The organism is Cognatishimia coralii, assembly GCF_037478305.1.
GTDB lineage: Bacteria > Pseudomonadota > Alphaproteobacteria > Rhodobacterales > Rhodobacteraceae > Cognatishimia > Cognatishimia coralii.
Genome location: NZ_JBBGAZ010000001.1, coordinates 601,921 through 625,290, shown reverse-complemented (window position 1 = coordinate 625,290; position 23,370 = coordinate 601,921). Strand labels below are relative to the sequence as shown.

General features: G+C 56.9%; 21 protein-coding genes. 12 read left to right on the top strand and 9 right to left on the bottom strand.

The annotated features are described in order from the left end of the window. Window positions 1-75 precede the first annotated feature (75 nt). Both WG622_RS03225 and WG622_RS03220 read right to left on the bottom strand, forming a co-directional pair. Entirely contained in the window at window positions 76-729 is a 654-nt protein-coding gene (locus tag WG622_RS03225) for a DsbA family oxidoreductase (protein WP_339402260.1), read from the bottom strand. Then, window positions 707-2,236 carry a class I adenylate-forming enzyme family protein gene (locus WG622_RS03220; RefSeq protein ID WP_339402259.1) on the bottom strand — a complete coding sequence of 510 codons (1,530 nt, stop codon included), beginning with the start codon at window positions 2,234-2,236 and terminating at the stop codon, window positions 707-709. The genes WG622_RS03225 and WG622_RS03220 overlap by 23 nt, the downstream gene beginning before the upstream one ends. 82 nt (window positions 2,237-2,318) lie before the next feature. Here WG622_RS03220 and WG622_RS03215 point away from each other — a divergent pair, with 82 nt between their 5' ends. Beyond that, a complete protein-coding gene (locus tag WG622_RS03215) occupies window positions 2,319-2,942 on the top strand; it encodes a helix-turn-helix domain-containing protein (RefSeq protein ID WP_339402258.1) in 624 nt (207 codons plus the stop codon). On the opposite strand, the gene WG622_RS03210 is transcribed toward WG622_RS03215, so the two are convergent. Both WG622_RS03210 and WG622_RS03205 read right to left on the bottom strand, forming a co-directional pair. Continuing rightward, window positions 2,934-3,572, bottom strand: coding sequence for a DUF1638 domain-containing protein (locus tag WG622_RS03210; protein ID WP_339402257.1), 639 nt, complete (start codon window positions 3,570-3,572; stop codon window positions 2,934-2,936). The two genes, WG622_RS03215 and WG622_RS03210, sit on opposite strands and share 9 nt — an antisense overlap. A gap of 84 nt (window positions 3,573-3,656) precedes the next feature. Then, window positions 3,657-4,355, bottom strand: coding sequence for a corrinoid protein (locus WG622_RS03205; protein ID WP_209356447.1), 699 nt, complete (start codon window positions 4,353-4,355; stop codon window positions 3,657-3,659). A gap of 199 nt (window positions 4,356-4,554) precedes the next feature. Here WG622_RS03205 and WG622_RS03200 point away from each other — a divergent pair, with 199 nt between their 5' ends. Then, window positions 4,555-5,643, top strand: coding sequence for a PA0069 family radical SAM protein (locus WG622_RS03200; RefSeq protein WP_339402256.1), 1,089 nt, complete (start codon window positions 4,555-4,557; stop codon window positions 5,641-5,643). Here WG622_RS03200 and bmt read toward each other — a convergent pair. The 3 genes from bmt to WG622_RS03185 form a co-directional block, all read right to left on the bottom strand. Beyond that, window positions 5,640-6,686: a betaine--homocysteine S-methyltransferase gene (gene bmt / locus WG622_RS03195; RefSeq protein ID WP_339402255.1), complete on the bottom strand. Its 1,047-nt coding sequence runs from the start codon at window positions 6,684-6,686 to the stop codon at window positions 5,640-5,642. The genes WG622_RS03200 and bmt overlap by 4 nt on opposite strands. A gap of 133 nt (window positions 6,687-6,819) precedes the next feature. Further along, window positions 6,820-8,682, bottom strand: a complete 1,863-nt coding sequence (locus WG622_RS03190) for a bifunctional lysylphosphatidylglycerol flippase/synthetase MprF (protein WP_339402254.1) — start codon at window positions 8,680-8,682, stop codon at window positions 6,820-6,822. A gap of 281 nt (window positions 8,683-8,963) precedes the next feature. Continuing rightward, entirely contained in the window at window positions 8,964-9,278 is a 315-nt protein-coding gene (locus WG622_RS03185) for a DUF1476 domain-containing protein (RefSeq protein ID WP_339402253.1), read from the bottom strand. 170 nt (window positions 9,279-9,448) lie between these two features. Between WG622_RS03185 and purC the strand changes: the two genes are divergently transcribed. The 7 genes from purC (at window position 9,449) to WG622_RS03150 (ending at window position 18,364) form a co-directional block, all read left to right on the top strand. Beyond that, window positions 9,449-10,207: a phosphoribosylaminoimidazolesuccinocarboxamide synthase gene (purC, locus tag WG622_RS03180; RefSeq protein WP_339402252.1), complete on the top strand. Its 759-nt coding sequence runs from the start codon at window positions 9,449-9,451 to the stop codon at window positions 10,205-10,207. Window positions 10,208-10,276: 69 nt separating this feature from the next. Further along, entirely contained in the window at window positions 10,277-10,507 is a 231-nt protein-coding gene (gene purS, locus WG622_RS03175; protein ID WP_339402251.1) for a phosphoribosylformylglycinamidine synthase subunit PurS, read from the top strand. Then, the gene (gene purQ / locus WG622_RS03170; protein ID WP_339402250.1) at window positions 10,507-11,175 is read left to right on the top strand and encodes a phosphoribosylformylglycinamidine synthase subunit PurQ; all 669 of its coding nucleotides are present in this window, start codon (window positions 10,507-10,509) and stop codon (window positions 11,173-11,175) included. The genes purS and purQ overlap by 1 nt, the downstream gene beginning before the upstream one ends. Before the next feature lie 37 nt (window positions 11,176-11,212). Next, the gene (locus tag WG622_RS03165; protein ID WP_339402249.1) at window positions 11,213-12,976 is read left to right on the top strand and encodes a sensor histidine kinase; all 1,764 of its coding nucleotides are present in this window, start codon (window positions 11,213-11,215) and stop codon (window positions 12,974-12,976) included. A 13-nt stretch (window positions 12,977-12,989) separates the two neighbouring features. Then, on the top strand, window positions 12,990-14,324 hold the full coding sequence (locus WG622_RS03160) for a sigma-54-dependent transcriptional regulator (RefSeq protein ID WP_209356438.1): 1,335 nt from the start codon (window positions 12,990-12,992) through the stop codon (window positions 14,322-14,324). A gap of 86 nt (window positions 14,325-14,410) precedes the next feature. Further along, window positions 14,411-15,085 carry an HAD family hydrolase gene (locus WG622_RS03155; RefSeq protein ID WP_339402248.1) on the top strand — a complete coding sequence of 225 codons (675 nt, stop codon included), beginning with the start codon at window positions 14,411-14,413 and terminating at the stop codon, window positions 15,083-15,085. A gap of 417 nt (window positions 15,086-15,502) precedes the next feature. Next, window positions 15,503-18,364, top strand: coding sequence for an Rne/Rng family ribonuclease (locus WG622_RS03150; RefSeq protein WP_339402247.1), 2,862 nt, complete (start codon window positions 15,503-15,505; stop codon window positions 18,362-18,364). Window positions 18,365-18,404: 40 nt separating this feature from the next. Here the strand turns inward: WG622_RS03150 and WG622_RS03145 are convergent, their stop codons facing one another. Next, entirely contained in the window at window positions 18,405-19,529 is a 1,125-nt protein-coding gene (locus tag WG622_RS03145) for a M20 aminoacylase family protein (RefSeq protein WP_339402246.1), read from the bottom strand. 71 nt (window positions 19,530-19,600) lie between these two features. After that, complete coding sequence (locus tag WG622_RS03140; protein WP_339402245.1) at window positions 19,601-19,831, bottom strand: sulfurtransferase TusA family protein; 231 nt, start codon at window positions 19,829-19,831, stop codon at window positions 19,601-19,603. Between the two features lie 92 nt (window positions 19,832-19,923). On the opposite strand from WG622_RS03140, the gene WG622_RS03135 reads away from it, so the two are divergent. From WG622_RS03135 to WG622_RS03125, 3 genes are read left to right on the top strand one after another with little or no spacing between them, the layout of a single operon-like run. Continuing rightward, entirely contained in the window at window positions 19,924-20,673 is a 750-nt protein-coding gene (locus tag WG622_RS03135) for a cytochrome c biogenesis CcdA family protein (RefSeq protein ID WP_209356434.1), read from the top strand. Window positions 20,674-20,724: 51 nt separating this feature from the next. Next, a complete protein-coding gene (locus tag WG622_RS03130; protein ID WP_339402244.1) occupies window positions 20,725-21,933 on the top strand; it encodes a hypothetical protein in 1,209 nt (402 codons plus the stop codon). After that, the gene (locus tag WG622_RS03125) at window positions 21,933-23,285 is read left to right on the top strand and encodes a cytochrome P450 (RefSeq protein WP_339402243.1); all 1,353 of its coding nucleotides are present in this window, start codon (window positions 21,933-21,935) and stop codon (window positions 23,283-23,285) included. The genes WG622_RS03130 and WG622_RS03125 overlap by 1 nt, the downstream gene beginning before the upstream one ends. Window positions 23,286-23,370 lie beyond the last annotated feature (85 nt).

Sequence of the window (23,370 nt, the reverse complement as noted above, 5' to 3'; positions counted from 1 at the left end):
ATCGTGCAACTCGACGCGTCGATAGGGCTAGACTACCCTAAAGATGCGTCGATGCAACCCACTCGTGCGATCTGTTTATTCAGCACCCTCGGCCTGCTCGCGCAGTTCTTTGATCACCTTCTGCCACAGTTCCGGTGGCTGAGCACCCGGGACCGCATGGCGGCTGCCAACAATGAAGGTAGGCACGGAATTCACACCCATTTCGCGACTGTGAACGTCTCGATCGCGGATGCTTTGCTTGTCTTCGTCGCTTTTCAGAAGCCGTGTTACGACAGCTGCGTCCATTCCGGCATTGTCTGCGATGTCTGCGAGAGTTTCGATATCCCCGATATCGCGGCCTTCTTTGAAATATGCAGAAAACAGAGCGTCCACGATCTCGTTTTGTTTGCCTTCAATGCCCGCCCAATGGATCAAACGATGCGCATTGACTGTGTTTGGCGTTTTCTGGATTGCAGCAAAGTCGATCTCGATCCCCGCGTCCTCGGCATGTTGCGCGATCTGGCCGTAAACACGGATCGCGCCATCCTTACCACCAAATTTACGTTCGAGATACTCGCGACGATCCATGCCATCCTCTGGCATGTCAGGATTCAGCTGAAACGGGTGCCATTCGATCACGAAAGGATGGTCTTCTTCGGCCGCAAGTGCCCGATCCAAATGGGTTTTCCCGATATAGCACCAGGGGCAGATCGGATCAGACAGGACATCAAGTTTTATCGGTGCGGTCATTTTGGGCCTCAAAGGTTTGGCGCATCAGTTTGCGAGACAATTTGCCGTTTGGATTGGTCGGCAGTACGTCAACGCGTTGATAGATGCGGGGCTGTTTGTAGCTGGCTAAAAAGGAATTGGCAAAACGCTTTAAATCTTCTTCTGCGATCTCTGACGCAGATGTGTAAAAGGCGGCGATGACGCGGGCGTCTTCGGCGACTTCGACGTCTGTGACTGCGATTTGTTCGATGTCCGGATGCTGGCGCAGAGCGTCCTCTACCTCGAGCGGTGAGACGCGATAGCCGCCTGCGTTCATCATGTCATCCGCGCGGCCTAAGTAAGTAACATTGCCGTCCTGGTCCATTGATCCAAGGTCGCCGGTCACAAACCAATCGCCGCGGAATTTGGCGGCGGTGGCGTCAGAGGCATTGTGATAGCCCAGCATGAGGCCCGGATCGCCGCGATGCACGGCGATTTCGCCGGGGGAGTTGATTTGGGCTGGTGTGTTGCCGTTTAGAATTGCGATGTGGCGGCCTTTTTGGGGACGTCCGAGCGTGCCGGGTTTACAAGGGTTTGCGGGAGATCCGGAAATAAAGGTCGAGCATTCCGACATGCCAAAAGCCTCATGCACATCGCACCCCGTGGCGTCCTGCCATGCTTTGCGAAGGTCTTCAGACAGCTTTTCTCCGGCGCAGAGGCCATGGCGCAGGGCAAGGTCAGATAGGTTCGTCTTTTGCTTTAAAAGCTTTCTGTAAACGCCTGGAGCTGCTGCGAATATAGTCGCCTTGTGGTTTCGCAATAAATCTGGAATATCGTCGATTTTGGTCTCTGGCGCGGGGATCAGGCTTGTCGCGCCGACAGACCAGGGATCCATCAATCCGGTGCCCATGGTGAAGGTCCAATTGAAGGCGCCTGCGTGAAACACCCGGTCGCTTGGGCGCAGATCATACCAGTCGGAAATCATCATCTGCCGCGCCCAAATTGCGCGATGGGCATGTGCGACAGCCATGGGTTTTCCAGAGGTTCCAGAGGTGTAGACGATATAGCCAAGCCGGTTTGGATCGCCCATGTGAAACTGGATCGGATCTTGTGCTGTCAATGTTTCCGGCAAAGTGATGACGGGCGTTTCCACGTTAGGCAAATCGAGCTTTGGGTCTCTGACGATCGCCTTGGGACGCAATTCTGCGATGATTTTCGCGATTTCGGCTTCTGTCAGCATCGGAGATGTCGGCACAGGCACCGCGCCCATGGCCAAGGCGGCCAAATAAGTGGCTGGAAACTCCAAAGTATTGCCCATTCGCATGAGCAGGATGTCTCCGGGTGCGATGAACGCTGTTTTAAACTCTACTAGGATAGACTGAATTAGGTTGGATAATTCTCCATAGGTCCAATTTTCATACCTAGTCCTATTCGCGATAATAAGCGCGGTTTTTGAATTTAGTTCGTTTACGTGCTGTAGGACATGTGCTGCGTAGTTGAACGGCACAGGGCAGGGCGCGGGATCGCCTTGATGGAAAACAGAGGTCATATGCTCTGCTAGGCCATGGCACCCCAGCGACACAAGGTTCTCAGCCTTGCAGTTTCGCGAAGTGAGGCCTAGAAGCACCGTCATGAGTGACAAAGACCCCAAAAGCCTGATCCAAGTGGCCCGCGAAAATGGCGTTCAAGACGAACCAGAGCCATTAGATCTGGGCGCGCGCGTGCGCGAGCTGCGCAAGGCGCGGGATTGGACGCTCGAGCGGGCGGCAAATCAGGCCGGTTTGGCGCGATCTACCTTGTCCAAGATCGAAAACGGTCAGATGTCGCCGACCTATGACGCGTTGCGCAAGCTGGCTGAAGGTCTGCAGATCTCGGTGCCGCAGTTGTTCACACCTCCAGAGCGTGATCAGATCAATGGGCGCATGTCTGTGAATAAGAACGGGCAGGGTGCGAAACGTGCCACGACCACCTATGAGCATGAATTGCTGGCCGAGCAGCTCTCAAAGAAGCAGATGCTGCCCTATAAGGCGCGGGTTCGGGCGCGGTCGGTCGAGGAATTTGACGGCTGGGTGCGCCATGATGGCGAAGAATTTCTCTATGTGCTGACCGGAGTCGTGAAGCTTTACACAGAGTTCTACGAACCGATTGAAATGCGTCGCGGGGACAGCGCCTATTATGACGCGACCATGGGGCATAATGTGGTGTCGGTCAGCCAAGAGGATGCGGAAATCCTTTGGGTGACATCGCTAGTTTAGTGCTTTCAGCGCCGATTTCAGATCGCCATAGCCGGTAAACCGGTATTCAAATTCTAGCCCCAGACGCTCCGCACATTCGGCGGCCTTGGCCTTTAGCGCAGGGTCTTCGATCTGCGCCTGATAGACCAGCTTTTCGTAGTTGCCAAAGATCATGTCCCGCAGCTCTGGGTGTTTATCCAGCCCCATGGGTTTCATGATAAAAGCGTCAAACTGACGGACAAGGAAATCGGTGAGGTAAAAGGAGGTGAACTCGTTTTCTGAAAGTTCTGCAAAACGGTCGTTGCCCTCATAAAAGCTATAACAATGAGGGCCTTGCACCATTTCGACCCCCAATTCGTCGCAGGTGTTTTTGAGGATCCCGCCGGTGCCACAATCCGCATAGACGACAAAGATCTGGGCGAAATCGTCGCGTTTTTCTTCGACGATCTTGCGCACCTCGGTGGGGATTTTTTCGGGATGCAGGTGATAGATCGCGGGCAGGCAGGTCAGCACCATGTGGTCCCAGCCATTGGCCTTTTGCAGATCAAGAATCTCGCGCGCCAAAGCCCCGCAAGCAATGAGCAGAATGCGGCCCTTGGCGGCCTCAGCTTTCAGGCCATCACGGGTCAGGTCTTCGTCACTTAGGTCCATCCGGCGCACCTGGTTTTTACAAAAAAACAGGCCCGCTTTTTTCACGAAAAAGCGAGCCCGATCAATTTGGAATGTATCGCTCGCTTACGCGTTCAGCGCGTTGTGCTTGCGACCCATCATCTCTTTGGCGGTCTCAACCGCAACCGCCGCGTCACGGCAATAGGCGTCTGCACCGATCGCTTTGCCGAACTCTTCGTTCAGCGGCGCGCCACCGACCAGAACCACATAGTCCTCGCGGATGCCTTGCTCGACCATCGTGTCGATCACGACTTTCATGTAAGGCATGGTAGTTGTCAGCAGGGCGGACATGCCCAGGATGTCTGGTTTTTCAGCTTCAAGCGCTTCGAGATAGCTTTCAACCGCGTTGTTGATGCCCAGATCAACAACCTCAAAGCCTGCGCCTTCCATCATCATGCCGACAAGGTTTTTGCCGATGTCGTGGATGTCACCTTTTACGGTGCCGATGACCATTTTACCAACACGCGGCGCGCCGGTTTCAGCCAACAAAGGCTTCAGGATCGCCATGCCGCCCTTCATCGCGTTTGCGGCCAGAAGAACCTCAGGCACAAACAGGATGCCATCGCGGAAGTCCGCGCCAACGATGGTCATGCCACCGACCAAGGCTTTGGTCAGGATGTCATAGGGTTCCCATCCGCGCTCCAGCAGAATGTTGGTTCCCTCTTCGATTTCCTCTTTCAGGCCATCGTAGAGGTCATCAAACATCTGTTCGACAAGTTCTTCGTCGTCGAGTTCAGAGAGGATGATATCTTCTTCGTCGGACATTGGCTCTTCCTTAAGATTTGGCGTTGGCGCCCGTTTTCTTTCCGTCAGCTTTCGTGTGTTTCGCATGAATCGGCTGTCAAATATGCGACACTGACCGCGCTGAGTGCGACTTGTGCCGCCGAAAACGCCTGTTTTCAATCGAAATTCTTGCAGCATGATTATGAATTGCAAGTGTTCTTGTTGTGTTCTAATTTGAGGCATGCCCCATGATCCAGATCTCTTGATAGACCCATCCCGACGCCGCGCTCGCGGTGCTGTTAGCAACAGCTCCGGGCGGTTTGAAAAACTTGAACGATCAGAGATACATGACGGTTGGGACATTGACGAAGAACGTGGTGATTTCCGCACGCACTTGTCCTTTGAGACGGCCAAGACGATCATCACCCGCAACGCCTCGCCGGATCTTGGATTTGATCGGTCTATCAATCCTTATAGGGGCTGTGAGCATGGCTGTGTCTATTGCTTCGCGCGCCCTACGCATGCGTATGCGGGCTATTCGCCGGGGCTCGATTTTGAGACGCGTTTGATCGCCAAACCGAACGCGGCGGAGTTGCTGGAGAAAGAGCTGCGCAATCGCCGCTATGCGGTGGCCCCGATTGCGATTGGGACCAACACGGATCCTTATCAACCCGTTGAGAAAAGCCAGCGCATTATGCGGGACTGCCTTGAGGTTCTGCGGGACTTCAAGCATCCGGTTGGGATTGTCACCAAGGGCACGTTGATTGAGCGGGATCTGGATATTCTGAGAGGTATGGCCAGCGAGGGGCTGGTGAAGGTTGGGATCTCTGTGACGTCTTTGGATGTGAAGGTCAGCCGTTTAATGGAACCCCGCGCACCGACGCCGGACCGGCGTTTGCGGATGATTGAAAAGCTGGCGTCTGAGGGCATTCCGGTGCGGTTGATGGTCTCGCCAGTGGTGCCGGGGCTGACGGATCACGAGGTGGAGCGGATCATCGGCGCGGGGGCTGCGGCTGGGGCGAAGGCGGTCAGCTGGACCATGCTGCGCCTGCCGCTTGAGGTGTCAGAGCTGTTTCAGGAATGGCTTGCGACGCATTTTCCGGACCGCAAAGCCAAGGTCATGTCCTTGATCCGCGAGATGCACGGCGGGCAAGACTATTCCGCAGAGTGGGGCAAGCGGATGCGTGGCGAGGGCACTTACGCCCAAATGATCGCGCATCGTGTTGCGATTGCCATGCGGCGCACGGGATTGCCCAAGGATTTGCCCCCGCTGCGATGCGACCTGTTTGAACGGCCTATCGTTGCGGGGGATCAGCTGAGTTTGTTTTAAGCGCGGCGACGGCGGCGGGACCGGCGGCCACTGCTATCAGAAGCCCCGCAGGTGCCGTCTGCACAGCAGCTTTTCTGCTCAGTACCATCGCTTTCGGAGGAGAACGGACCGATTTTGTCGACGATCAGCTCAAGCGTCGGGCGCGCTGATTTTTCATAGTTTTCCAAGGCGTTGCGCATCGCCGTCAGGTGTTCTGGCATTGTGCCACAGCAGCCGCCAATGATCCGCGCGCCTGCGTCCAGCGCCATTTCGGCATAGCGCGCCATCAATTCGGGCGTGCCGTCATAGATGATCTCACCGTCGCTATAGCGTGGAATTCCTGCGTTGCCCTTGGCAATCACTGGACGATCGGACCCCTGCGCTGTACAGCCGAGAACCGTGCGGAGCATGTCAGGCGAGCCTGTGCCGCAGTTGGCCCCAAAGGCCACCGGCGCATTTGGCAGGCCTTCGACAAGGTTTACCAAGTCGGTAGAGGTCACGCCCATCATGGTGCGACCTGCGGTGTCAAAACTCATGGTGCCACACCATGGCATGTCAGCCAGTGCGAAAGCTTCGGCGGCGGCTTTGAATTCCTCGGGGGCAGAAATGGTTTCGACCCACAAAATATCCGCGCCGCCTTCTTTTAGGCCCTCGGCTTGCTCGTGGAACATTTCGACCGCATTGGCATGGGTCAACTCTCCGACCGGTTCCATGATGTCGCCAGTTGGCCCGACAGATCCCGCAACGATCACTGGGCGGCCCGCGCTATCTGCTACCTCGCGGCCGATTTCGGCTGCCTTGCGGTTCAACTCGCGTACGCGGTGGGCTGAATCATGCAGCTTGAGGCGGGACGCATTGCCGCCAAAGGAATTGGTCAGAAAGATATCTGACCCCGCGTCCACTGCCAGCTTATAGAGTTTCTTAATGTTTTCAGGCTTTTCATCGTTCCAAATCTCTGGCGCGTCGCCAGAGGTCAAACCCATGTTAAACAGGTTCGTGCCAGTCGCGCCGTCGGTCAAAAGCCAGTCGCGGGTCTCTAGGAGTTTAGAGAGGGCATTAGTCATCAGATGAGTCCTTGAAAAAGATGTACCGCTCCTGATGCCATAGGGCGTCAGAAGCGGCAATTTCATTTTCTTCAATATGATTATGAAAGCGTTTCGATTTTAGGCGAAGGAAGGGGATCGAAACGCTGTCAAATCAAGCAGCTACACGCAAGGCCTGAACACGAGGTTTGGCCACAGGTTTTGCGTTTTTGATCGAGCGGATCAGGTCGAACGCTGCGATCACCAGCTGGGCTGGACCCGGGGCTGCCATATAAAGCGGCTGCCATGTTGGGTTGAAGCAGTCTTTGAACTGACGCAGACCTTTGCCACCGGCTTTCTCGAAGTATTTCGTGCGCAGACGACCTTCGATAGAGGTGTTGTCCTTTGGCAGGACAGGGGCCGCGGCGAGGGAGACGTTGGGAACCTCTTCTTCGCGGGCCATTAGTATCGCCTCATTCACCATCAAATGCATTGTGCCATCTGGTGCACCCGGTGCGATGCGCATCAGGTCCAGAGCCCATTCGTGGCCCGTGGTGTGGAAGGTGACAAAGCCAACCAGCTCGTCTTCTTTCCAAGCCAGGAAGGTGCGCTGACGCTGTATATAGTCTTCTTCGAATTGACCCATGGACAGGCCCTTGGCGCCGCCGTTGCGGGATTCCCATGCTTCAGAGACGCGCTTCATCTCGGCGAAAGGCAGGCCTGTGGATTGTTCAACAACCTGAACACCCTCTTTTTCAGCCTTCTTCAGCTTGCGACGCAATTGACGATAGGCAGAGCCTTCCATCGTGTGACCGGCTGGATCCACCATCGCTTCGTCAGAGACACGCAGCACGGCCCAGCCAGATTTGCGGGCTTTGATCGCGTGCGGTGCGGTGATTTTGTATTTGCACACGATGCGGTTCTGTTCGCGAGCAAAGGCACGCAGATGTTTCGCGAAATCTTCGCCGTTGTGGACCGGATCAAAGATCGAGGTCAGGGTTTGACCTGTGCGCACAACACCGCAGGTGCCGCTTTTCAGGCTGACAATCGCGCCGCCGTTTTGACGGACAACACCCAGTTCTGCACGTGCTGTGTCTTTGGTCAGGGTTGTGTCGAGGCAAGAGACTTCACGGTCAAAGGCCTCGGTGCCCATTGCCATTGGACGCAGCAGGGTGACACCTGCAACAACCGCTGGGATTGCGTAGTAGACCACACGGAAGGCCAGAACCGCTGCCATCAGCTCGGCTTCTGGTGCGAATGGCAGAAGAGCCAGCAGAGTGAGTTCAAACGGGCCAACACCGCCCGGAGTGCCGGACAAGAGGGCCGCGCCCAGAGCCAGCATATAGATCGGGAAAAGCTGCGCCACGGTCAGATCAATGACGCCCGCAGGCAGCAGAACCCACAGGGTTGCGGCCGCGAAAAGCGTGTCGATCAGGCACAGCACCAGCATTGCGACCATGGCTTTCACGGTCGGCAGCTCTACGCGTTTGCCTTTGACGCGGATGCTTGGCTTGAAGAAGGACAGCGCCATGAGGCCTGCAGCCAGCATCAGCGCGCACATTGGAACGGACAGGGGAATGTCTGCCATTGGCGCAACCACGATGGCTGCAGAGGTTACGATCGCCCATGCAGACATAAAGCAGAGGGTGACAAAGGCTGTGATCTTGGCGGCTTTGACAACGCCAAGGCCTGACAGCATGCGCCAGCGCACGAAGCCGCCAACAACTGCGCCCATGCCCAGCGTCTGACCCAAGGCCACGGCGGAACCGCCTGTGATGGTGGCGCGACGGCCGGAGATACCTGTTTGGAAATGCCGATGCGCGACAACGTCATAGCGCGCAATGGCGAAAAAGCTGATCGCGGTAAAGACCATCGCAAGCGCCCATTGCCAGAGGCTCACAGATTTCAAGGCCGCCCAAAGCGTGCCGAAGTCAATATCGCTGAGTTGATTGTTCAGTGCCCAGAGGCACGCTGCGCCGATGCCCAGTGGCACAATGTGCCGCGCAAACTTAGGGGCGTTTTTCATCGCCTGTTTCATCTTCTGACCCTTCGCCTTAGCTCGTGTCCGTTGACCGGACCGAATTTTATTTTTGGTTGCCTAGCGCTTCTGCGCCTTAACCAGAATTAACGCGGAGAAAGTGGTCAGAATGTGTTCACCCCGCGGTTGAGGTGTGACGATTTCGGTGTTTTTCAGTACCGAAGGGCCTTGTTTATATGGCGCAAACGGCGGCTATAAACGCATCTGGGATCATTGATGTGAAAAACCCCGCCTGGAAAACAGGCGGGGTTGTTAACCTTTTGGGCGAGTGGGTTAACCCATTAACTTTCAGAAAGCAGTTGGTCTTTCGCGACTTTGAGCGTCTCGGCGAGCTTGGCGCGCACTTCGTCAGCGCTGGATTTATCGCCCAGATCTCCGGCGACTTTTCGGATCACGTCCTCATTGCCAGCCTCTTCGAAATCAGCAACCACGACGGTTTTGGCATAGGCCTCAGCCTCATCGCCGGACTTGCCAAGCAGGTCCGCAGCCCAGAGACCAAGCAGCTTGTTGGCGCGCGCTTCGGCTTTGAACTGCATTTCTTCGTCATGGGCGAATTTGGCTTCAAAGGCGGTTTCGCGATCGTCAAAAGTGCTCATTCAGGGTCTCCTCGTTAAAATTGTCCTGTGCCTATTAGATAGGCGAAAAACGCAATCACGCAACAGATGGGCGCATCTGCTTGCGAGATTTTCGCCCATGGCTTAAGAGGGCCGCAAGTTTGGGGACTCGCGCGCCCCATATTCATTTCTATTCCCGGGAAAGTCGTTCAATGGCACGTGGCAAGAAGATCTATGAAGGCAAGGCGAAGGTTCTTTATGAAGGCCCAGAGCCAGGCACCATCGTGCAATATTTCAAGGACGATGCGACCGCGTTTAATGCCGAAAAGAAAGACGTGATTGACGGCAAAGGCGTGCTGAACAACCGCCTGAGCGAGTATTTCATGGTGGGTCTGGGTCAGATCGGCGTGCCGACCCATTTCCTGAAGCGTCTGAACATGCGCGAGCAACTGGTGCGCTCTTGCGAGATCGTGCCGCTTGAGGTGATCGTGCGCAATTTTGCGGCTGGCTCCATGTCCAAACGCATGGGGATCGAAGAGGGCACCCAACTGCCGCGACCTATTGTCGAGTATAGCTACAAAGACGACAGCCTTGGCGATCCGCTTGTGCCCGAAGAATATATCGCGGCCTTTGGCTGGGCGAGCCAGCAAGATATGGACGACATCGTCAGCATCGCTCTGCGGGTGAATGATTTCCTCTCGGGTGTTATGTATGGCGTTGGCATCAAGCTGATCGATTTTAAAATCGAGATCGGCCGGGTCTATGAGGGCGACTTCCAGCGTCTGGTTGTGGCCGATGAGATCAGCCCTGACAGCTGCCGCCTCTGGGATATCGAGAGCGGGCAGAAGCTGGACAAGGATGTGTTCCGTCAGGATCTGGGCAATCTGACCGATGCCTATACCGAGGTCGCGCGCCGTTTGGGTGTGCTGCCGAAATCGGCACCTGTGAGCAAGCCGACCCTGATCAACTAAGCGAAGGCCCCGGCGAGACCGGGGCTTTTGAGTATTTTTGGCAAGATGAAAGAGCTGGAGACCAAAAAGATGAAAGCACGTGTCTATGTGATGCTGAAGAACGGCGTTTTGGACCCGCAGGGTGAGGCCGTGAAACACGCGCTGGGGTCTTTGGGCTTTGATGGCGTTGAAGGCGTGCGTCAGGGCAAAGTCATCGAGCTGGATCTGGCTGACGGCAGCACCGAGGACACGATCAACGAGATGTGTGAAAAGCTCTTGGCGAACACGGTTATCGAAAGCTACCGCGTGGAGATCCTCTGATGAAAGCGGCGGTTCTGGTTTTCCCTGGCTCTAACTGTGACCGCGATCTGGCGGTGGCTTTGGAGCGCGCGGGAGCGGATGTCTCGATGGTTTGGCACAAGGAAACGGCCTTGCCTGAGGGGCTCGATTTTGTCGGTGTGCCGGGCGGGTTTTCCTATGGCGACTATCTGCGCTGCGGTGCGATTGCCGCGAATTCGCCGATCTGTCAGGCGGTTGTGAAACATGCTGAGGCCGGTGGCTTTGTGTTCGGTGTCTGTAATGGGTTTCAGATCCTGACCGAGACGGGCCTTTTGCCGGGCGCTCTGCGTCGCAATGCGGGGCTTAAGTACATCTGCCGCACGGTGGGCCTGAAGGTCGAGACGTCTGATACGGCGTTCACCGCGGGTTATACCGAGGGCGACGAGATCCAGATCCCAATCGCGCACCATGACGGCAATTACTTTGCCGACGATGAAACGCTGGCGCGTCTGCAGGGCGAGGGTCGTGTGGCCTTTACCTATACCGACAATCCGAACGGCTCTGTTGCCGATATCGCAGGCGTGCTTTCGGCCAATAAACGCGTGCTTGGCATGATGCCGCACCCGGAACGTGCCGCAGATGCGGGCCATGGCGGCACCGACGGATCGGCAATGTTCAGCGCATTGATGGAGCAAGTGGTCTCTGCTTGACTTGAGCTTGGCGTGGCTGCGGCGTAGCTTGGCAGCCATGAGCGGGAGTGAGACAGCCTTGGGTAAAATGCGCGGCATGCGCACGCTGAGTTGGCGTGTGCGTGTTTTGCTTTTGGCCCTAGCGACTGTGGCGATTACGACCATTTGGGTGACAAACGCCTATCTTACGGACCGTTTTACGGAAACCACACGCAACCGCGCTGAGGTGCGGCTGGCGCTTTATTCGGGCAACCTTTTGGCCGAGTTGCGCCGCAGCGCCATTGTGCCTCAGTTGCTGGCGCGCGATCCGGCGTTGATTTCGGCACTACAGGGTGATGACTATTCCCAGACCACCGCGCGGCTGATTTCCTTTGTCGAGGAGATTGGGGCCGCGTCTTTGCTGATGCTGGATGCGGATGGGCGGATCGTGGCAGCCACGGATCGCAATCGGCTGGGCGAGAACCTCAAGCCGACGCAGACCTATGTGGACGCGATGCGCAGCAATGTGACGGTGTTTACAGTCGAGCCTCGCGAGGCGGCTGGCTATTATTTTGCCTATTCACGGCGCGTCGAGATGCAGAATGCGGTGCTTGGCGTCATCGTCGTTGAGGTCGATCTGCAGAAATTCGAGCGCGCTTGGGCGGGGATTTCGGATGCGGTTTTGGTCACAGATTCCGAAGGCACGATCTTGCTGGCAACCGAGCCGCGCTGGCGCGGTTTGACGGAAGAGGCGGCGTTGCAGCGTCAGCCGCCACAAGGCGCGATTCAGCGCGCCATTCAGGCAACCTCGGATTGGACGGCTTTGCCTGCGGACGCTTACGTTCAGGGTGAGGCCGTGTTGCGCAAGGACGCGCGCATTCCATTCCGCGGCTGGCAGATTGCCAGCTTCACCACCTATGCCGGCGTGCGCGAGCGGGTTAACGGCGTTCTGGCGCTTGAGATCATGGGATTCGCGATCCTGATGGCGGCGGCCTTCTATTTGCTGAGCCGGCGCTCGTTTCAGAAAGTCGCCCTGTTCCAGCGTGAATCGGCGAGCCTTCGCGCATTGAACCACCGCCTGCAGCGGGAAATCGCCGAGCGTGAACGCATGCAACAGAGCCTTGAAGTGGCCGAACAATCGCTGGCGCAGAGCTCGAAACTGGCCGCCTTGGGCGAGATGTCAGCGGCCGTATCGCACGAGTTGAACCAGCCATTGGCGGCGATGAAAACCTATCTGGCGGGGGCGCGATTGTTGGTTAATCGGAACCGCCCCGAAGAGGCGCTGTCCAGTTTCAAACGCATCGATGATTTGATCGAACGCATGGGGGCAATCACTAAGCAGCTCAAGAGCTATGCGCGCAAGGCTGGCGACGAGTTTACCCCAGTGGAATTGGGCGAAGCACTGGCTTCTGCGCTGGCCCTGATGGAGCCGCAACTGCGCCAAAGACAAATAAAAATTCGCCGTGTGCTGCCTGATGAGCCGGTCAATGTGCTGGGGGATCGGATGCGGATTGAGCAGGTGATGATCAACCTTTTGAGGAATGCTCTGGACGCGACCCAATCCAGCGATGATCCCGAGATCGAGGTGATCCTGGCCAAGGGTGAAACCGCGAGCCTCATGGTGCGCGACAACGGGCCGGGAATTGAGAACCTCAACGATCTGTTTGAACCCTTCTACACCACCAAGAAGCCCGGTGACGGTGTTGGGCTGGGTCTTGCCATTTCCTCGGGCATCGTGAACGACCTTGGGGGACGGTTGATGGCAAGAAACGGCCAAGACGGGGGGGCTGTATTTGAAATGCAGATCCCTATCTTAAACCAAGACATCGAAGCAGCAGAATAGGCTTAGACGAAATATGGCTCAGGCAATGAAGATCGCGATTGTGGATGACGAACGGGATATGCGTCAGTCCATCAGCCAATGGTTGGCGCTGTCGGGCTATGACACCGAGACCTTTGCGAGTGCCGAGGACGCGCTGAAAACGCTGGGGCCGGAATATCCAGGGATTGTGATTTCTGACATCAAGATGCCGGGTATGGACGGCATGCAGTTCCTGAAAAAGCTGATGGGGTCGGACAGTGCTTTGCCAGTGATTATGATCACGGGGCATGGCGATGTGCCTATGGCGGTTGAAGCGATGCGCGTGGGCGCGTTTGATTTTCTGGAAAAGCCCTTCAATCCGGATCGTATGAGCCAGCTTGCGAAAAAGGCGTCGAATGCCCGGCGGCTGGTGCTGGACAACCGTGCCTTGCGCAAGGAACTCTCTGACGGCGCGCAACTGATCAAAAAGCTCGTTGGCTCCTCGCCAGTGATGACACGGCTTAAGGAAGATATCCTCGATCTGGGTCAGGCTGATGGGCATGTGCTGATTGATGGCGAGACCGGCACGGGTAAAACGCTGGTGGCGCATGCGTTGCATGCGGTTGGGTCGCGCGCCGGTAAGAAATTCGTTTTGGTGAGCTGTTCCGCGCTGGAAGAAGACGCGCTGACCAAACGCCTTTTTGGACCTATGTTGCCTGAGGATAGCCAACTGCCCGCGATCGAGGAAGCGCGGGGCGGGACGCTGGTTTTGGAAGATATCGAAGCGCTGTCGGACACGCTGCAGGCGCGCTTACTGAGCGCGATCAACGAGCAGGGGACCCCGGCGGAGACGCGGATCATTGCGATCTGCAACCTACAGGAGCAAAACCGCACCTGTGAGGACGCGCTTCGTCGGGATCTTTTCTATCGGTTGGCGGCTCTGCGGATCACGGTGCCTCCACTTAGGCAGCGGGGCGAAGATATCCTGACGCTCTTCACACGCCAGTCCGAGCAATTTGCCGAAGAATACGGCTGTGAGACGCCGAAAGTATCCGCACAAGAGGCCGCGCAACTGTTGCAAGCGCCTTGGCCCGGCAATGTGCGCCAACTGATCAATCTGGCGGAACGCGCGGTGCTGCAATCGCGTCGGGGAGGGGGCACTATTGCCTCTCTGTTGATGAACGACCACGAGGAAATGCAGCCGGTGATGACCACCGAGGGCAAACCGTTGAAGGAATATGTCGAGGCCTTTGAACGCATGTTGATCGACAACACCATGCGGCGTCATCGCGGCTCGATCGCCTCTGTCATGGAAGAGCTTTGCCTGCCGCGCCGGACGTTGAACGAAAAGATGGCGAAATACGGCTTGGCGCGGGCGGATTACCTGTAAAAATCCACAAGAACCGTGAAGACTGTCTTTGCGCTGTTACATAAGTCTGGCAAGGCGCATCTCTCAAAGGCAGACAGGACGATCCGATGACTAAACCCGCCGCTTTTTTGTTTGATATGGATGGGTTGCTCTTGGATACCGAGCGGTTGTTCCTGCAGTCGTTTCTGAAATTGACGGCGCAAATTGGCATCCCGAACACAGTTGCTGAGCCGTTCTTTATGACGCTGGTTGGCACCAGTTCTAAAACGACGTCAATTCGGTTGGCTGAACTGTTGCCCCAGAGCGTTGAACCGCGTGCCTTTGAGACCAAGTGGCGCGACATGCATGCCCAAAATGTTTCTAAAGGTGCGCCTTTAAAACCCTATGTCAAAAATGTACTGGACAGTCTTGCTGATCAAAAGGCGCGTATGGCCGTTGTGACGTCGACCTACGGAGAACCGGCACGGCATCACCTGCAGCACGCGGGGATTTTTGAGTATTTTGAGCAGGTGAAAGCCGGGGATGAGGTCTCTGCCAACAAGCCGGACCCTGCGCCCTATCGTGAGGCGGCTGAGGCTCTGGGTGTGGATCCCAAAGACTGTGTGGCCTTTGAGGATAGCGATCTTGGGACGCAGGCGGCGGTGGCTGCGGGGTGCCTTACCTTTCAAATTCCTGATCTGCGACCCGCTGGCAAAGCGCTGCCTGACTTGGGCCAAAAGGTGCGGCCAAACCTGCGCGCGGCGCTGAAAGACCTAGGGTTGATTGCCGAAACCACGGTTTAACGGGCCATTTGTCGCATTTGGCATTGTAATTCCGCGAACCCTCGTCTTAAGTAGACGTGGTGGCCTCCGTTTTTTGGCGAGGTCGACTGAGAGTTTCTCTGACCGAAAACGCAGGGGCGACAGATACGCCGCGTTTTCCTTCAGTTTGAATATGCCCTTTGGGGCAAAAGAACTGCCCGGATGATCAAAAGCTCTGGGCCTGTAATTGGCACCGACGCAATGTTGGTGTCGGAGAAGAACCGCGATGAAGCGCGCGACAGATATGAGATCCCGAGCAGTGGCCGCACGCGGCCCCCTTGGTGATGTGCTGCGCGACGCGAGACCCATCGCCATTACAAGACACCCCGCAACACGCTCTGCGCCGCCTGGAATAAATCCGGGCGCAGGTTTGCGTGATCCCGGGTGCACACGGAAAACATGGCTAAGAAAATGCTCATCGATGCCACCCACGCGGAGGAAACCCGCGTCGTGGTGGTCGACGGAAACAAGGTCGAGGAGTTCGACTTTGAATCCGAAAATAAACGCCAGCTTGCTGGCAACATCTATCTCGCAAAAGTAACACGGGTTGAGCCGTCTTTGCAGGCGGCCTTTGTGGATTACGGTGGCAATCGCCACGGGTTTTTGGCCTTCTCGGAAATCCACCCGGATTATTATCAGATCCCGGTGGCCGATCGCGAGGCTCTGATGGAAGAAGAGCGCGCCTATGCCGAAGCGATGCGCGCGCGTGACGAAGAAGACGAAAAGCCCAAGCCAAAACGAAGCCGCCGGTCCAAGGCGAAAGCTGCGGATAAGCCTGCGGAAGAGGCGGCCGAGAGTGACGCGGTCGCGACTGACGAGATCTCTGGTATGGAGACTATCGATCTGGGTGACGACACGGTTGAAGCCGAAGAGTCCCCCGAGGTTGTTGAAGAAGAGGCTCCAAAGCCAAAGAAAACGCGCGCCCGTCGTCCTCGTAAGAAAAAAGAGGATGTGAAGGCTGAAGAAGCTGCCGAGGCACCGGCTGAAGGTGATGCGCCCGCTTCTGAAGAGGCGAGCGCAGACGCTACAGAGGCGCCTGTTCAAGACGTGGCCGAAGCACCTGCCGAGGACGTGAAATCCGACGACAGCGATGGTGAAGACAAGACCATGGCGATGTCGGCAGACAATGATGGCGATGCGGTTGCGACCAAAGACGTCGAAACCGGCGAAGAGACCGAAGAAGACACTGCGGAACCGGACACTTCGGACGCCTCTGACGATGTTTCTGAGGACAAAGAAGCCGAAGAAACTGACGCTCAGGATGACTCTTCTGATGAAGAGGAAGAAGAAGGCGGCAAGAAACGCAGCTCTCGGTCGCGCAGCCGTCGCAAGCGGGCGAAAGCCTCGGAAAAGGACTCCTCAATCGAGGATGTGGCAGATGACGACGATCAGGACGACATTCGTCCCCCGCGCAAACCGCGCCCGCGTCGCTATAAAATCCAAGAAGTCATCAAGGTCCGTCAGATCCTGCTAGTGCAGGTGGTCAAAGAAGAGCGCGGCAACAAAGGCGCGGCTCTGACCACATACCTAAGCCTTGCGGGTCGCTATTGCGTTTTGATGCCAAACACCGCGCGTGGCGGCGGGATCAGCCGCAAGATCACAAATGTGGCGGATCGCAAGAAACTCAAGGAAATCGCGCAAGAGATCGACGTGCCTCAGGGTGCGGGGCTGATCATTCGGACCGCTGGCGCGCAGCGCACCAAGTCCGAGGTCAAGCGTGACTATGAATACCTGCAGCGCATGTGGGAGCAGATCCGCGAGCTGACGCTGAAATCCATCGCGCCAGCCAAGATCTATGAAGAGGGCGATCTGATCAAACGCTCGATCCGCGATCTGTATAGCCGAGAGATCGATGAAGTCATGGTCGAGGGCGAACGCGGCTATCGCATCGCCAAGGACTTCATGAAAATGATCATGCCGTCGCATGCGAAAAACGTGAAGCAATACCAGGACAGCCTGCCGCTTTTCGCGCGCTATCAGGTGGAAAGCTACCTGTCGGGCATGTTCAACCCGACGGTTCAGCTGAAATCTGGCGGCTATATCGTGATCGGTGTGACTGAGGCGCTTGTTGCGGTCGACGTGAACTCGGGTCGCGCCACCAAAGAAGGCTCGATTGAAGAAACCGCGCTTAAGACCAACCTTGAGGCCGCCGAAGAGGTCGCCCGCCAGCTGCGACTGCGCGACTTGGCTGGTCTGATCGTCATCGATTTCATCGATATGGACGAACGCAAGAACAACAACGCGGTTGAGAAGCGTCTGAAAGATAAGCTGAAAACGGATCGCGCGCGCATTCAGGTGGGCCGGATTTCGGGCTTTGGCCTCTTGGAAATGTCGCGTCAGCGCCTGCGTCCGGGCATGATCGAAGCGACCACTCAGCCTTGTCCGCATTGTCATGGCACGGGTCTTATTCGCTCGGATGACAACCTTGCGCTGACCATCCTGCGTCAGATCGAAGAGGAAGGTACCCGTCGTCGCTCTCGTGAGGTTCTGGTCAAAGCGCCGGTTGGTATCGTGAACTACATCATGAACCAGAAGCGCGAGCATGTGGCGCAGATCGAAGCGCGCTATGGGCTGTCGGTGCGGATTGAAGCGGATCCTGCACTGATTTCACCTGATTTCACGCTGGAGAAGCTGAAAACCGCCACCCGGGTGGTGCCAGAGCCGACGGAGTCCGTGGTCTCTGCCGATGCGTCTTTGATGGATGCGATCGACGAGGATATCGAAGACGCGGAAATCGTCGAAGAGACCCAAGAGGACGAAGAGGCCAAGCCTAAGAAGCGCCGCCGTCGTCGTCGTCGCCGGAAGCCTAAAGGCGAGGGCTCTGATGGTGCGTCAGACGAAAACGGATCTGACGAAAATGGCGCAGATGAGGCGACTGAGGCTAGCGACGAGACGCCGGCTGGAGGCGACGATGCAGCACCCGCGGAAGAGGCAAAGGACGAAGAAGCGCCTAAGCCGAAACGGCGCAGCTCGCGCAGCCGTAAGAAGAAAGAAGAACCTGCTGCTGCGGAAAATACTGCGGAAGCATCTGCCGAAACAGAGGTGGAAGCTCCTGCCGAGGAACCGAGTGAACCGGTTGTCCAAGCAGAAGTCGAAGCGCCCGCGGAAGACGTGGTTGCGGAAGAGCCTGTTGCCGAAGAGCCTGTGCCGGTTGCTGAACCAGAGCCAGTCGCAGAGGTGGCTGAGGCCCCAGCGGCAGAGCCCGCACCAGATGAACCCGCCAAGCCGAAACGGCGCGGCTGGTGGTCGATGGGCCGCTAAGGAAATTCAGAAACGCCGGGTATCGCACCCGGCGTTTTTGTTACATGCATTGCCGTGCCAGCCGACACCAGAATGCGATGCCATGCGGGATCGCCGCATCGTTGAAATCGTAGGATGGATTGTGGAGCGGCATCGCATTCGCGCCCTCTGTGCCATTGCCCATCAACACAAAAGCGCCGGGGCGATGGGTGAGGAATTCCGCGAAATCCTCTGAAAATCCGACCCGCCCATAGGCGTCATTTAGCGCGCCGGTCTTGCGGGCGGCGGCTGACAGGGTTTCAGTAGCCTGAGCGTCATTCACCAAAGGACGGAATGACGTGGAATAGTCGACCTCTGCAGAGGCCCCATAGGCGACGCTCACACCGGTCGCGATGGCGCGCATGCGGGACTCAATAAGGTCTGACACCTCTTGGTGGAACCCGCGGCAATCTCCTCGCAGCGAAACGTTGCTCGCTAGGATATTGCGCGCGCCGTCGGTGATGAACTCGGTGACTGAAACAACGCCATGGTCTTTGGCCGAAATCGCGCGCGACACTATGGTTTGAAGTTGCTGCACGATCGCTGCGCCAACCACGATGGGATCCACACCTTTTTCCGGCATAGATGCATGGCCGCCTTGGCCTTGAATGCGGATCTCGAAGTTGTCTTCAAAGGCGCAGAAAGGACCAGGTTGCGTGGCGAAATGCCCAAGCGCCATGCCGGGCATATTGTGGAGCCCATAGATCTCGGCCATGGGAAATCGGTCAAACAGGCCATCTGCGATCATCGCGGCGGCGCCATTGCCGTTCTCTTCATCCGGTTGAAAGATGAAATGGACCGTGCGGTTGAGGGCTGGATCCTGCGCCAGTTCCAGCGCTGCGCCCAAAAGCATCGTGCTATGGCCGTCATGACCACAACCGTGGAACTTCCCTTGCGTTTCAGAGCGATAGGAAAGGTTCGTCGCTTCATGAATGGGCAGAGCGTCCATGTCAGCGCGAAAGCCGATGGCGGTCTCGTCAGGGCCGCGTCGCAAGGTTGCAACAAGACCGGATTTGCCGACGCCTCGAGCGACCTCTAACCCGGCCTTTTCCAGTTGTTCTGCGATCTTTTCCGGCGTGCGCGTCAGATCGAACCCCGTTTCCGGGTGACGGTGCAAGTCATGTCGAAATGCGATGAGATCAAGCATCTTAGGGCTCCCTTCCGCGTGGCGGATCAGAGCGAACTGTGCCTCAGTAGGCGTATGTCTTGCAAGCTGTGCTAGCGTTTGATGACGTCAAAACTTAGAACGCCGTCGGCTTCTGATTGCGCCGCCAGCTCATGTCCGTTTTCACTACAGAAGTGCGGCACATCGACGATTGCGGCCGGATCATCCGCCAATAGGCGAATGCGCGTGCCAACCGCTAGCGGCTGCATCCGTTTGCGCAGGCGTAGAACGGGCAGGGGACACAACAGCCCAATGGCATCGATTTCAAAAATATCGTCAGACATGACACCGCCTTAGCTCAGATGTTTCAAAGCGTCCACAGGCTTGTGACAGCTTGTCAGGTGACCTTGGCGCATAGATCGCCTATGTCGGGACTATGTTCGGAATCGAAATCATAGACGCAGCCCTGCTGCCCGCCATGATCGTCGCGCTTTTGGCCGGCGTCATGTCTTTCCTAAGCCCCTGCGTGCTGCCCATTGTGCCGCCCTATCTGGCCTATATGAGCGGGGTTTCGGTGACGGATCTGTCAGAGGGAAAGGCCAAGAACACGGCACTCATGCCAGCGCTTTTCTTTGTGATGGGGCTGTCGACGGTGTTTTTGTTCCTTGGGTTCACAGCCTCGGCCATTGGCTCGCTGTTTTTGCAATATCAGGGCTGGTTCAACACGCTGGCGGGCATCCTCGTGATGATCTTTGGCGCGCATTTCATTGGCATCTATCGCATCGGTTTCCTTGACCGCGAAGCGCGTATTGATGTGGGCGACCGTGGAGGCAGTTCATTCGGCGCCTATATCCTCGGCCTCGCTTTTGCCTTCGGCTGGACGCCGTGTATCGGCCCGCAACTGGGCGCGATCCTTTCAATTGCCGCGTCCGAAGCCTCGGTGACGCGCGGCACGCTGCTGCTTGCGGTCTATGCGATGGGGCTGGGCATTCCGTTTCTGCTGGTCGCCGCGTATTTGCCACGCCTGACGGGTCTTATGAGCTGGATGAAACGCCATATGGAGCAGATCGAGCGCGTCATGGGGCTCTTGCTTTGGACCATCGGCCTTTTGATGCTGACGGGTGGCTTCTCGGCCTTCTCCTATTGGTTGCTCGAAGCATTCCCGGCCTTGGCGCTTGTGGGCTAAGCATGTAGTCTGATCTCAAGGCGCAGCCAAATAGGCGCAAGAGAGCAGAAAATGGGTGATCAGACCTCTGAACCGATCAAAACGCGCCGGGTGTTTTACATCCCGGGCTATGATCCTATTCACCCGCGTCGCTACCGCGAGCTTTATCGAAAAGAGAGTAAAGCGCAGGGCGAGATATCTGGGTATACGGTCGCGCTTGCGCCGAAAACCACCGATGGGCCTTATGGGTGGCGGGTGGACAGCCAGATTGACGACGTTGAAACACAGACGGATTTCGAAGTGCTGGTCTGGTCCGACATCGTGCGGGTCAGCATGGATCAGGGGATTCTGGCGACCTATGGGCTGCTGATCCGCACGGCCTGGACCTATATCGCGACCGGAGCCCTGTTTCGCCTGATGCGACTGCGCAAGGGGCCGGTGATTGCTGCGCTTTATCCGGTGGTGTTTTTGCTTGTGCAACTACAGCTCGCGCTACTGGCAGGCTATGGGCTGTTTCGTCTGATCGGGATGTTCGCGCCGTGGTGGGTGGGGCTCGCGGGGTTTGCCATCGTGCCGCTTTTGCTCAACTGGTTCAAAGCGCGGGACAATAAGTTTTTTGCCTATTACCTCATGCATGACTATGCCTATTCGGCCTCGACGAAAGGCAGCAATCCGCCCGAGCTTGAGGCGCGCATGGCGGAGTTTGTGGATCATATCGCTGAGGCTTTGGCAGGCGATGTGGATGAGGTTCTGGTCATCGGCCACAGCTCCGGCGCACATCTGGCGGTCTCGGTGATTTCGGATCTTTTGCGGGCAGGGCAGGTCAAACCAGACGGTCCCGTATTGTCTTTTCTCTCGCTGGGGCAGGTCGTGCCGATGGTGAGTTTTCTGCCAGATGCCAAACGCCTGCGTATGGATTTAAACTATCTGGCGGCGCGTGAGGAAGTCTTTTGGCTGGATGTCACGGCCCCCGGTGATGGCTGCGCCTTTGCGCTTTGCGATCCGGTGTCGGTGACTGGCGTTGCCCCCGAAGGCAAACGCTGGCCGATTGTGATTTCGGCGGCTTTCACCCAAACGCTCAGCCCCGCGCGCTGGAAGGCGCTGCGGTGGCGGTTTTTTCGGCTGCATTTCCAGTATCTCTGCGCTTTTGATCGGCCCAAAGACTATGATTATTTTCAGATCACGGCAGGCCCCAAGAGCCTGCGCGGGCGGTTTGAGGGGCGCAAAGCCTCGCGGTCTCGCATCGAAGACCCGGTCAATAAATTCACGGAGATGGGGTGATGGAACTGCCTCCCAAACCTCCGGCGCGGCCTGATCGCGTGTCTTTGATCCAGTATATGCGGCTGTTTAAAAAGGATCTTTTGTCGGCCCAACCCGCGCGGCTCTATCGGGCATGGATGGCCGAGTTTCGTACGCCGTTCTTTCGGTCCTACCTGTTGAACCAGCCCGATCTGGTGAAAACCGTCCTCAAAGACCGGCCGGATGACTTTCCCAAGTCTGGCCGTGTTGCCGAAGGGCTGCGGCCTTTGCTCGGGGACTCTGTGTTTCTGACCAATGGCGAGACATGGAAGCGCCAGCGCCGCATTATTGATCCGGCCTTTGAAGGCGGGCGACTGCGCGAGATATATCCGGCGATGTACGACGCTGCTGAGGCTTCGGTTGCGCGGCTTAAAGCGCGGGTCGGAGAGCCGATTGAGATCGAAGAAGAGACTAGCCACGCGGCGGCGGACATCATTTTTCGCACGCTGTTTTCGATCCCGATTGAAAACGACATTGCGACGCAGGTCTTCACCCAATTTCGCGACTATCAACGCAGCCAACCGATCCTTAACATTGCGGCCTTTGTGCCCTTGCCGCGTTGGATGCCGCGGTTCTTTGGGCGCTCGACCAAATCCACGGCGCGCGAAATCCGTCGCTTGATCACGCAGTTAACCGAGGAGAGATCGGTAGAGATCGAACGAGGCACCGCACCGGATGATCTTGCAACCAAGATTATGACCACCATGGATCCTGAGACGGGCGAGACATTCAGCCCGCAAGAAATGGTCGATCAGGTCGCGATCTTTTTTCTGGCGGGGCATGAGACGTCAGCGTCTGCGCTGGCCTGGACGCTCTATCTGATGGCGCTGTATCCGGAGTGGCAGGAGAAAGTGGCTGGGGAAGCGCAGGCTTTGGACGGGACGGAGTTCGGCCAGATCAGTAGGCTGAAGCTGTCACGTGATGTCTTCCGTGAGTCCCTCAGGCTCTATCCACCCGTGCCGATGATGGTGCGACAGAATACCTGCCTTGAGACCTTCCGAGAGCGGGACATCAAGCGCGGCAGTCAGATGGTTCTTAGCCCCTGGCACCTGCATCGCCATGAAAGGCTGTGGGAGAACTCTGATGGGTTTGATCCGACCCGTTGGGGCACGGAAAATGGCAAGCAATGCATGCGCGAGGCTTATATGCCGTTTTCCAGCGGGCCGCGTGTCTGCACGGGGGCTGGTTTTGCCATGGTTGAAGGGGTCTTGATGCTGTCGATGATCCTCAAGCATTTTCGGATTACGCGGGTTGAAGGGCGTGATCCAGAGCCTGTGGCGCATCTGACGGTGCGGAGTAAGGATGGGATTTGGCTAAAGCTGCAGCCACGCTGAGGGCTTTGCACTCTTTGCCTTTGGCAAATTCACCCAGGATACTTGGGCAAGAGAAAAGCGCGGCCCCGTTAAGAGCCGCGCTGGA

Coding starts and splice junctions, on each gene's coding strand:
- WG622_RS03225 (WP_339402260.1), bottom strand. CDS start 729: ATGACCGCACCGATAAAACTTGATGTCCTGTCTGATCCGATCTGCCCC.
- WG622_RS03220 (WP_339402259.1), bottom strand. CDS start 2,236: ATGACCTCTGTTTTCCATCAAGGCGATCCCGCGCCCTGCCCTGTGCCG.
- WG622_RS03215 (WP_339402258.1), top strand. CDS start 2,319: ATGAGTGACAAAGACCCCAAAAGCCTGATCCAAGTGGCCCGCGAAAAT.
- WG622_RS03210 (WP_339402257.1), bottom strand. CDS start 3,572: ATGGACCTAAGTGACGAAGACCTGACCCGTGATGGCCTGAAAGCTGAG.
- WG622_RS03205 (WP_209356447.1), bottom strand. CDS start 4,355: ATGTCCGACGAAGAAGATATCATCCTCTCTGAACTCGACGACGAAGAA.
- WG622_RS03200 (WP_339402256.1), top strand. CDS start 4,555: ATGCCCCATGATCCAGATCTCTTGATAGACCCATCCCGACGCCGCGCT.
- bmt (WP_339402255.1), bottom strand. CDS start 6,686: ATGACTAATGCCCTCTCTAAACTCCTAGAGACCCGCGACTGGCTTTTG.
- WG622_RS03190 (WP_339402254.1), bottom strand. CDS start 8,682: ATGAAACAGGCGATGAAAAACGCCCCTAAGTTTGCGCGGCACATTGTG.
- WG622_RS03185 (WP_339402253.1), bottom strand. CDS start 9,278: ATGAGCACTTTTGACGATCGCGAAACCGCCTTTGAAGCCAAATTCGCC.
- purC (WP_339402252.1), top strand. CDS start 9,449: ATGGCACGTGGCAAGAAGATCTATGAAGGCAAGGCGAAGGTTCTTTAT.
- purS (WP_339402251.1), top strand. CDS start 10,277: ATGAAAGCACGTGTCTATGTGATGCTGAAGAACGGCGTTTTGGACCCG.
- purQ (WP_339402250.1), top strand. CDS start 10,507: ATGAAAGCGGCGGTTCTGGTTTTCCCTGGCTCTAACTGTGACCGCGAT.
- WG622_RS03165 (WP_339402249.1), top strand. CDS start 11,213: ATGAGCGGGAGTGAGACAGCCTTGGGTAAAATGCGCGGCATGCGCACG.
- WG622_RS03160 (WP_209356438.1), top strand. CDS start 12,990: ATGGCTCAGGCAATGAAGATCGCGATTGTGGATGACGAACGGGATATG.
- WG622_RS03155 (WP_339402248.1), top strand. CDS start 14,411: ATGACTAAACCCGCCGCTTTTTTGTTTGATATGGATGGGTTGCTCTTG.
- WG622_RS03150 (WP_339402247.1), top strand. CDS start 15,503: ATGGCTAAGAAAATGCTCATCGATGCCACCCACGCGGAGGAAACCCGC.
- WG622_RS03145 (WP_339402246.1), bottom strand. CDS start 19,529: ATGCTTGATCTCATCGCATTTCGACATGACTTGCACCGTCACCCGGAA.
- WG622_RS03140 (WP_339402245.1), bottom strand. CDS start 19,831: ATGTCTGACGATATTTTTGAAATCGATGCCATTGGGCTGTTGTGTCCC.
- WG622_RS03135 (WP_209356434.1), top strand. CDS start 19,924: ATGTTCGGAATCGAAATCATAGACGCAGCCCTGCTGCCCGCCATGATC.
- WG622_RS03130 (WP_339402244.1), top strand. CDS start 20,725: ATGGGTGATCAGACCTCTGAACCGATCAAAACGCGCCGGGTGTTTTAC.
- WG622_RS03125 (WP_339402243.1), top strand. CDS start 21,933: ATGGAACTGCCTCCCAAACCTCCGGCGCGGCCTGATCGCGTGTCTTTG.